The organism is Streptomyces chlorus (genome assembly GCF_042655885.1).
GTDB lineage: Bacteria > Actinomycetota > Actinomycetes > Streptomycetales > Streptomycetaceae > Streptomyces > Streptomyces chlorus.
In genome coordinates this window covers 1-8,657 of record NZ_JBHSOA010000091.1, presented here as the reverse complement: position 1 = coordinate 8,657, position 8,657 = coordinate 1, and the positions used below count along the sequence as shown (strand labels likewise).

The following is an 8,657-nucleotide window of genomic DNA, read 5'->3' as shown; positions in this document are numbered from 1 at the left end:
ACTGTCCAGATCACCCGCGGCGTCCAACTCCACCTCCTCGATCTCCTCGGCACCGACATCGGAAAAACCCGCTGGCCACAGACCTGAAACGGTGACCCGCGAAGTCCGGGCCTAGATGAATGAGTCCAAGGGGGTGTTGTTGCGGTCAGTGATCGTAGGCGGTCAGTGATCGTTTGACGGGCTGCCCGGTTTTGTCGTTGTGCCAGATCGCCGCTGTGAGCGCGAGGATCCGGCAGAGGACGCAGGCTGCCACCCCTGCCGGGCTCTTGCCGCGGTGTCGTTCCAGGTCCAGCTGTCCTTTGAAGGTCTGGTTGATCGACTCGATGACCTGCCGTAGAGGCTTGAACAGGTGCGCGCCGGCCCGCTCGGCCTCTCCCTTGCGGGCCGGCCGCAGCAACCGCAGGTGACGTTCGGTGGGGTCGTGCTCGAACTCGCGGCCGTAGTAGTTCTTGTCGCCGATGATCGTCTGGCCGGGGTGGGCGGCGGCAATGTCGGGTGCGGTGTCGAGCATGTCGCGCAGCGTCTCGCGCTCGTCGGCCTTCGCGCCGGTGAGGGCGAACAGGATCGGCAGGCCGCCGAGCGTGCACACCAGGTGCAGTCGCAGTCCCCAGAAGTACCGGGAGTGCGACGCGCAGTAGCCGTACTGGGGTATCGACAAGCCGATGAGGGATGCGCTGCGCTGTCGAATGCCGCACCTGCGGCGGCGCTGCGAGCGCACCCGACTGGCCCTCGCCCTGGCCCAGACCGCGATGCTCGACAACGTCGCCGGTCGCTGGACGGAAGCAGAGTCCTCGGCCACGGAGGGACTGCGGCTGGCCGAGGACGTGGGCGCCGACCACATCGCCTCCTACTGCCGCACCAGTCTGGGTTGGCTCGCCGCCGCGCGTGGTGACGAGCGTGCGGTCGCGGAGGTCGCCGCCCGTACTCTGGAGACGTCACTCCCGCGGGGCGTCCGCGCGCTGAGCGCGGCCGCGTACTGGAACCGCGGCATGGCGTCGCTGTTCCACGGGCGTCCCGAGGAAGCGCTGGCCACCTTGGTGCGCCTGGCCGAGCCGGGTCATGGCGCGGAGCACCCGACCTTCGCACTCCTGGCCGCTCTCGACACCGCCGAGGCGGCTGTGCACGTCGGAAGACACGACCTCGCGGAGGAACGGGTACGGGCACTCGAAGCCTGGGTACGGCGCACCGGAGCGCCGTGGGCTCGCTCCGCCGCGCACGTCGCCCGTGCGCTCCTCGGAGGCCCCCGAGTCGAGAATGCTTTCCGGGCCGCGCTCGACGTGCCGGGTACCCGATCGCACCCTCTGCTGCACGCGCGTGCTCAGTTGTTCTATGGCGAGTGGTTGCGACGGGGCCGTCGGCGGATCGATGCGCGCATCCAGATTGGTGGCGCCATCGAGGTGTTCGACCGACTCGGAGCCGAGCCGCTGCACAGACGCGCGCAGCGCGAGCAGGACCTCACCGGACCGCCGGGAGGTCGTGGGAGCCCGGACACCAGGGAGGTGAACGGGCTCACCGCCCAGGAGCAGCGGGTGGCGCAGCTGGCCGCCAAGCAGCTGACGAATCGCGAGATCGCCGTACATCTGCGGATCAGCCACCGCACCGTGGGCCACCACCTCGGGAACGTGTTCGCCAAGCTCGGCATCAACACGCGGGCGGAGCTGCGCGGCACCCACACCGGTTCCGAGCCGCGGTGAGCTGAGAGACGCCGCGGTGGGCCAGTCGCACTGCCCCCGGCGAACGACCGATTGCCCGCCCGATTCGAAGACGGCCCTTGATCCGTAACGTCGCTGTCACTGTCTCTTTCTCTGTCCCACGGACCGCGGCGAAACTCCGGTCGACGCACGACGAGAGGTCACCTCATGCCCACATCCGAAACCCTGCCCCACGCGCGCCACTACATCAACGGCCAGTGGCACGACTCAGGCTCTCGCGGCGAGTCACGCAGCCCCGCGACGAACGAGCTGCTCGGCACGTTCGCCGACGGCGGTGCGCAGGAAGCGAAGTCCGCCGTGGCCGCGGCTCGAAGGGCCTTCGTCTCCACCGAGTGGTCCCGTGATCGCCACCGACGTGCGGCAGCGCTGCTCGAGCTGGCCGACCGGCTCGAGAATCGCAAGGAAGAACTGATCGTTCTCCTGGCGCGAGAGAACGGAAAAATACTTTCCGAGGCGGCCCTCGAAGTCGAAGCCACGATCCCCAAACTCCGCTACTACGCGGCACTCGCCGTCACCGACTACGGCCGGGCCGCGGAAGTGCGGTCCGGCATGTACTCGATGACACTGCGCGAAGCTGCGGGCGTCGCCGGTGTGATCGTGCCGTGGAACTCACCGGTCAACCTTTCCGTGCGATCCTTCGCTCCCGCTCTGGCCGCCGGCTGCACCGTGGTCATGAAGATGCCGGCGCAGACCGGCCTGGTCAACGGGCTGCTGAGCGAGATTGTCGCTGACACTCCGAGCCTGTATCCGGGGGTGTTCAACGTCTTCACCGAAAGCGGAAACGCCGGTGCTCCGGAGCTCGTCACCTCCTCCGATGTCGACGTGGTCAGCTACACCGGCTCCACCGCGGTCGGTCGCGTGATCATGGAACAGGCCGCTCCGACGCTGAAAGCGTTGTCCATGGAGCTGGGCGGAAAGACCCCGATGCTCGTGTTCGACGACGCCGACCTGGACGCGGCCGTGCCCGTGCTCGCCAAGGCCATCACCTTGTTCGCGGGCCAGTTCTGCATGACGGGCAGTCGGGTGCTGGTCCAGCGCGGCGTGGCCGACGAACTCCGGCGGCGGCTCATCGCGTCCCTCGAAACGGTCCGGGTTGGGCCTGGCAACGACCCCGCCAGCGAGATGGGCGCCATGATCGACGAAAGCAACGCCCAACGGGTCGAACAGACCGTGGCCGCCGCAGCCGATTACGCCACCGTGCTCGTGCGGGGCAAGCGGGATCGGGCGCTTCTCGGTCCGTCTCTGATCGAGGTCGCCGACGTGTCCGCCCCGATCGTGCAGCGCGAAGTGTTCGGACCGGTCGCCACCTTCGAACTCTTCGACTCCGAGGCCGACGCCGTGGCGCGCGCCAACGCCACCGAGTTCGGCCTGGCCGCGAGTGTCTGGACCCGTGATGTCGACCGCCCCCTGCGCGTCGGTCGTGAGCTGCAGGCCGGGACCGTCTGGACCAACACCTGGGCCATGATCCACGACCAGTTCGAGGAGGGTGGCTTCAAGCAGTCAGGTGTGGGCCGCCTGAACGGCATCCGCGCGATCGAGGAATTTCAGGAGACCAAGCACCTCGTTCACGTGGCACCACGACTCTGACAGCTCACGACGGCAGGACGGGAAACGATGACCAAGACAGACGACGGCCCGACCGATGTCACCCTGCTCACCGCGCGCACGGTGGACCCCGGCTACGAGCGGGACTTCCGGGAGTGGTCCGGGCGGGTGACCGACACCGCCTCCACCTTTCCCGGCCACCTGGGGGATGGCTTGTTCCGACCTCCCACGACCGCCGAGCCGTGGATCCTGATCCACCGGTTCCGCGATCACGAGTCCGCACAGGGCTGGACGACGTCCCCTGAGCGGGCCGCACTGTTCGACAACTGCGAGGGCCACCATCAGACCGAAGTGGCCCGTCGCGAACTCTCCGGAATGGAGAGCTGGTTCACCGGTCCACAAGACACAACCACCGTGGCACCGCCCCGGTGGAAGATGGCGCTCGCCGCCTTCGCAGGCGTACTCCCGGTCGCCCTGATCGCCAACGGCCTTCTGGGTCCGGCGCTCGGTGCTTTGCCGCTGCCGGCGCGAGTGCCGATTCTCGCGCTGCTGTTCAGTACGTTGATGACGTATCTGATGATGCCGGCCATGAACATCGTCCTTCGCCGGTGGCTCTACTTCTCCACCCCGGCCGTGGGCCGAGGGACCGGCGGGCGATAACGGAGCCCTGGGAACGGCCCGAGCCGCCTAGCTGTCTCGACGGGCCCGTTCCCGGGACATCCGGGTTCTGGGAACGTCACCGAACTTTGCGATGGCGGCGTCAGAACCGCACCGTCACGGCAATGCGCGGTGCGACGGATCGACAGGATCCGTCGCACCGCGCATCCGGTCGTACAGTTCAGGATGGCGTCAGGTCAGGAAGACCGGGGAATTCTTGCCTCGCATGCGGTGGTTCGGGCGAGGCCGTTCCAGCGCAGCACCATCACAGAATGCCGGCACGGCCCCAGGGCCCGGGAGTTCTCCGGCGTGCCGATCCGGCGCCGTGCGCGATCAGCAGTCGAGCGAGGTACTCCACCACATGGCGGGGGACACCGGGCATGGCAACACAGGTGACCAACGTGAAGCCTTTGGTGTCCGCAGCAGACGCCCCACGCCATCGAGGCCCTGCGCACCGCCCCAGGAAAAGGGCGGTGCGGCTGACGGGTCTTCGCCGTACCGCGGCTTTCAGCGTTTCAGTTCCAGTGTCTGCTGGAGCAGTTCCAGCCAATGGTCCACGCCCTGGTCGGCCAGGTAGACCAAGTCCACGAAGACGTGGTCGACGTCAGTCTGGTCTGCCGTACGGAGGACGATGTCCGCGATCTCCGGCATGGTCGACTCGGAGGTGGGGTTGATCCTCAGGATGGCGTCGATGCCGGCCGGGTCGCGGCCTTCGGCCTCGGCCAGGCGGCGGACCTGCTGCAGCGGCTGGTTGATTACGGCATCAGCGTCGAATGCGGAACCCCGAACGGGCACCGCCACGGGAAGTATGCCGTTCGCGCGACGGGCCGCCCGGCGTTGGGAGGCCGGGGCGAAGCCGGACAGATAGACCGGAGGACGGGGGCGCTGGACCGGCTTGGGCCCGATGTGGGCGGCAGGGAACGCATAGTGCCTGCCGTCATGTTGCGCGACGGGCTCGGTGGTCCACACCGCCTCCAGCACGTCCAGACACTCGTCCAGCCTCGCGCCCCGCTCCTTCCAGGGAACGCCCACGCCCTGGTACTCCTCGGGCGACCAGCCGGTGCCGAGGCCGGGTATGAGACGTCCCCCGCTCACCACATCGACACCGGTCAGCGACCGGGCGAGCAGCAGCGGAGGATACCAGGGTGCGATGAGCGCGGAGGTGCCCAGCAGTGCCCGTTCGGTGGCGCCCGCGGCAACACTCAGCGCCACGAACGGGTCGAGGGCGGCGTGCATCTGCCACGGAATCGTGTCCGTTCCCCCGTAGCCCACGCTCGGATTCACCGCGGCCAGCACGCGGTCAGCCACCCATAGGCTGCCGGCCCCGAGTTCCTCGGCCTGTCGGGCGAAGTCGGCGAGCTTGCCGAGCTCTTGTGCCATCACGCCGTACTGCGGAAGCGAGAATCCGATGCGCATGCGAACTCCTGGAGTGACAACGACAAAATGACAATGGTGAGCATCAACTTCGGTTTTCTGCGGGCCCTTCGGATGTTGCTCGGACGGCTGGCGGCGAGAGGCTCCGGCCACCATGTCCGACGGATGGGTCGCCCCGGTAGGGAGACCCTGATCGCTTGCCATCGGCGATACGTAGCCTTCGTTTGTGCGGTGCGACGGACCGGCGTAGTCCGTCGCACCGCTCATCCGGTCGTATCGTTCGGGACGGCGTCAGGTCATGAAGACCGGGGGACTCTCGCCCCGCATACGGTAGTTCGGGCGAGGCCGTTCCAGCCGGATCGACTCCAGCACGGTGTACGCGTGGTACTTGGTCTGGGTGGTGGCACCTGCCAGCCGCTCCCACCAGAGCTGGCCGTTGCTGGTCTCTTTCTCAAGGACGTGCCGGGTGGTGTAGTTCGCCATGGAGTTGATCCAGTTCTCGGTGCCGACCCATATCCTGTCCCAGCCGGTGTCGGTCATGATCTCGCCGAGCGCGTCCGAGCGACTGAACCGCTCGACCGCCGCGGTCGCCCCCTCGAGCACGTCGGCGAAGTATTCCACGCACAGCTTCACCTGCTCGTAGGTGCCGTAGTGCATGTGATGCCCGCCGACGAGGAAGTCGAAGTCGTATTCGAGAATCTGCGACTGCGCCTCGTACCAGCCGGTGATGTTCTGCGAGGCGTCGCAGTGCATGAACGTAACGCTTCCCGGGCTTACGATGTCCACAGCGGTGAGCACCTTCTGCTGTGGTGCGTAGATGAAGATGTTGCCGGGGCAGTGGTTCTCGCCCTTGTAGGAGAGCTCCAGCCGCACTCCGCCCACTTCGAGGACAAGCTCGTCGTCGAATGTCCTCGTCGGCAGGGGACGCTTCGGGTCGGGAAAGCGCTCCAGGAGTTCCTTGGTGATGCGGTGGGCGACGATCTCGACGTCGGGACCGAAAATGGAGGCCGCGCCGATGTGATCGGCGTGCCAGTGGCTGTAGATCACGTGGGTGACCGGCTGGTCGGTGACGTCCTCGATCGCCGCCAGCATGTTCTCGCCCAGCGTCGGCGGTGCGTCGATCGCGATCACGCCCTGCTCGGTCACCACGAATGCGGCGTCGTAGCCGGCACTGGTGACCCAGTAGAAGCCGCCACGCAGTTCTTCGACGTGGTAACCGTACTTCTGGAAGTGCTCACTCTGGAAGTAAGCGGGGTAGTACTCCTCGGGGTCCGACGGGTCATCGACCCCCGCTTTGGGGAACCCATAGTGGTCGATCCCGTAGAAGGTCGAGCTGTTGTCGACGCTGATGGGTTTCTGACTGCTCTGGCACATCGGCGAGATGCCTCTCTGTTTTGTCTGAAATCTGTCGAGCGGGGACGGGGATGGACTATCCCGGTGACATGAATCGAAGGATCGCCTTGGTAGCGCGGCCCGAGCCCGCATCCTCGAACGCGGTGTTGATTTCTGAGAAGTCGTAGAAGGACAGCAGTCGGTCGATCGGGAACCGGCCCGCTCGATAAAGCTGGGCCAGTTCGTTGATCAGTAGCGACGAGACAGCGTCTCCCTGGACGATGCCTCGCAACGACTGGCCGACCGAGAGCCGGCCGGCGTCGATCACGGCGCCTGCGCCTTCATGGAACGCCACGAAGCCGAATTGCCCCAGATGTGCCAAGGCGCCGACCCCTGCGTCGAGATTCTCCGCGCGGCCGCTCGTGTCGAGGACGTACTCCAGACCGCGCTCCTCGATGGTGCGGAGCGCGCCGGTCAGATCCTCGACCTGGCCGGGGTTGACGGTGTGTGTCGCTCCGAGATCACGGGCGAGCTCGAGCCGGCCGGCGTCGACGTCGACGGCGACGACCGTGGTGGCACCCGCGACGCCGGCCGCCATGACCGCCGCCAAGCCCACCGCGCCCACGCCGAACACGGCGAGGGACGCCCCCGCCGGAACAGCGAGGGCCTTGAGCACGGCCCCCGCGCCCGTCTGCAGCCCGCACCCCAACGGTGCCATGACCTCGAGAGGCAGATCACGGGGAACCTTGATCGTGTTCCGTTGGTGGGTCAGAGCGTGGGTGGAGAAGGAGGACTGGCCGAAGAAGTGGCCGTGTGGCTCAGCGCCCTGGGCGACGTGCAGCCCGTTCGAGCCATCAAGGCGGGCACCTCCGAAGTTGGCCGCCCAGGCGTTGTCGCAGTAGGCCGGGTGAGAGGACATGCACGGCTTGCAGCGGCCACACGAGTGGTAGGAGAGGACGACGTGGTCACCGGGCTCAACGGTGGTGACAGCGGCCCCCACACGTTCGACGACTCCCGCGCCCTCGTGCCCCAGTACCACCGGGAGCGGCGTAACCATGCGTTGCGCCCGCACATGAGCATCGGTCGCGCATATTCCGGTCGCGACCATGCGGACGAGTACCTCGTCCGCTCGCGGATCTTCGATCTCGATGTCACGGAGTTCGAACGGCCCGTCCTGCGTTTCGAGAACGGCGGCACGCGCGGACGTGGTCATACCCCGTGAGCTTCCCGGGAAGCGCCGTCGGCGCCGTGGTGGCAGAGGACAGAAATCATCAACGACTCCCAGATCAGGTCGTGGGCATCAGGGGCCCTCCCAACGCGACCGAACCTATGTCGGCTGCCCGCACCGCGCATCGGTTCCCATATCGGTCACGGCCTGGTTCTCTCGGACTGCCGCGATCCGGCCCGGTGTCCGCGACCTTGCTCGCGGACACCGGGCCCGACCGAGTAGGGCGCCGCCGTTGGCTGTCCGTACAGCACCGACAGTGCAGTGGTGCGCGACTTGTCCCACGCCTTCACTGCCGGAGACCGGTGCGCGAGGCCTGTTCGACTCGGGCGACCAGGCGGCTGGTGTGGACGGCATGGTCGAATCCCGGGGTGGGGGGAGCCCTTTCGCGATGTCGCGCGCCAGGCCGGCCTTCACCTCCCCCACATTGATGGCCGCACCCGCCCAAATCACGGCGGCGGTCGGGCCGGTACCCGTGGCGACGAGGCTGTCGGGCGCGGTGAAGTCCAGGCTCGACGACAACACGAGGTCGCCGACCTGAGTGCCCGCGGGGTGACCGCCGGTCAACTCCAACCAGCCGTCCAACCCGTAATCGGCGGCCGAGTCGTCGTGGGGCGCCGGGCGGCGAAGCGTCAGAAGCCACGAGACGGCAGCCGCCTGATAGCCACACCCAGCACCCCTGGGCGACCCAACCCTACGAATGGCTCGATCAACCCGAACAAGAAGGTAGAGCCGTCTGACTAGCTGTTTTCCAACCCTCGGGTGTTCGATGGCGATCCGTACGGCGGGCTTGATCGTGTGATCTGGTGGCG

General features: G+C 67.2%; 7 protein-coding genes and 1 pseudogene. 4 read left to right on the top strand and 4 right to left on the bottom strand.

Annotated elements, in window-relative coordinates; all coding sequences use genetic code 11:
- Window positions 1-145 precede the first annotated feature (145 nt).
- A pseudogene (locus ACFPZI_RS31430) lies at window positions 146-646 on the bottom strand (transposase); the annotation flags it as partial.
- Between the two features lie 40 nt (window positions 647-686).
- Here ACFPZI_RS31430 and ACFPZI_RS31425 point away from each other — a divergent pair.
- The 3 genes from ACFPZI_RS31425 to ACFPZI_RS31415 all read left to right on the top strand — a co-directional run bounded on the left by ACFPZI_RS31425 (window position 687) and on the right by ACFPZI_RS31415 (window position 3,917).
- Window positions 687-1,694 (top strand): helix-turn-helix transcriptional regulator, encoded by a 1,008-nt coding sequence (locus ACFPZI_RS31425; RefSeq protein ID WP_381370312.1) that lies wholly within the window; start codon window positions 687-689, stop codon window positions 1,692-1,694.
- Between the two features lie 165 nt (window positions 1,695-1,859).
- Window positions 1,860-3,299: an aldehyde dehydrogenase family protein gene (locus ACFPZI_RS31420; protein WP_381370309.1), complete on the top strand. Its 1,440-nt coding sequence runs from the start codon at window positions 1,860-1,862 to the stop codon at window positions 3,297-3,299.
- Between the two features lie 27 nt (window positions 3,300-3,326).
- Entirely contained in the window at window positions 3,327-3,917 is a 591-nt protein-coding gene (locus ACFPZI_RS31415; protein WP_381370306.1) for an antibiotic biosynthesis monooxygenase, read from the top strand.
- A 504-nt stretch (window positions 3,918-4,421) separates the two neighbouring features.
- Here the strand turns inward: ACFPZI_RS31415 and ACFPZI_RS31410 are convergent.
- From ACFPZI_RS31410 to ACFPZI_RS31400, 3 genes are all read right to left on the bottom strand, one after another.
- Window positions 4,422-5,330 (bottom strand): TIGR03619 family F420-dependent LLM class oxidoreductase, encoded by a 909-nt coding sequence (locus tag ACFPZI_RS31410; RefSeq protein ID WP_381370303.1) that lies wholly within the window; start codon window positions 5,328-5,330, stop codon window positions 4,422-4,424.
- A gap of 249 nt (window positions 5,331-5,579) precedes the next feature.
- Window positions 5,580-6,662 (bottom strand): MBL fold metallo-hydrolase, encoded by a 1,083-nt coding sequence (locus ACFPZI_RS31405; RefSeq protein ID WP_381370300.1) that lies wholly within the window; start codon window positions 6,660-6,662, stop codon window positions 5,580-5,582.
- A 55-nt stretch (window positions 6,663-6,717) separates the two neighbouring features.
- Window positions 6,718-7,692, bottom strand: a complete 975-nt coding sequence (locus tag ACFPZI_RS31400; protein WP_461111229.1) for an NAD(P)-dependent alcohol dehydrogenase — start codon at window positions 7,690-7,692, stop codon at window positions 6,718-6,720.
- Here ACFPZI_RS31400 and ACFPZI_RS37330 point away from each other — a divergent pair.
- Window positions 7,582-7,842 carry a hypothetical protein gene (locus ACFPZI_RS37330; RefSeq protein ID WP_461111230.1) on the top strand — a complete coding sequence of 87 codons (261 nt, stop codon included), beginning with the start codon at window positions 7,582-7,584 and terminating at the stop codon, window positions 7,840-7,842. The two genes, ACFPZI_RS31400 and ACFPZI_RS37330, sit on opposite strands and share 111 nt — an antisense overlap.
- The last annotated feature ends 815 nt before the right edge of the window (window positions 7,843-8,657 follow it).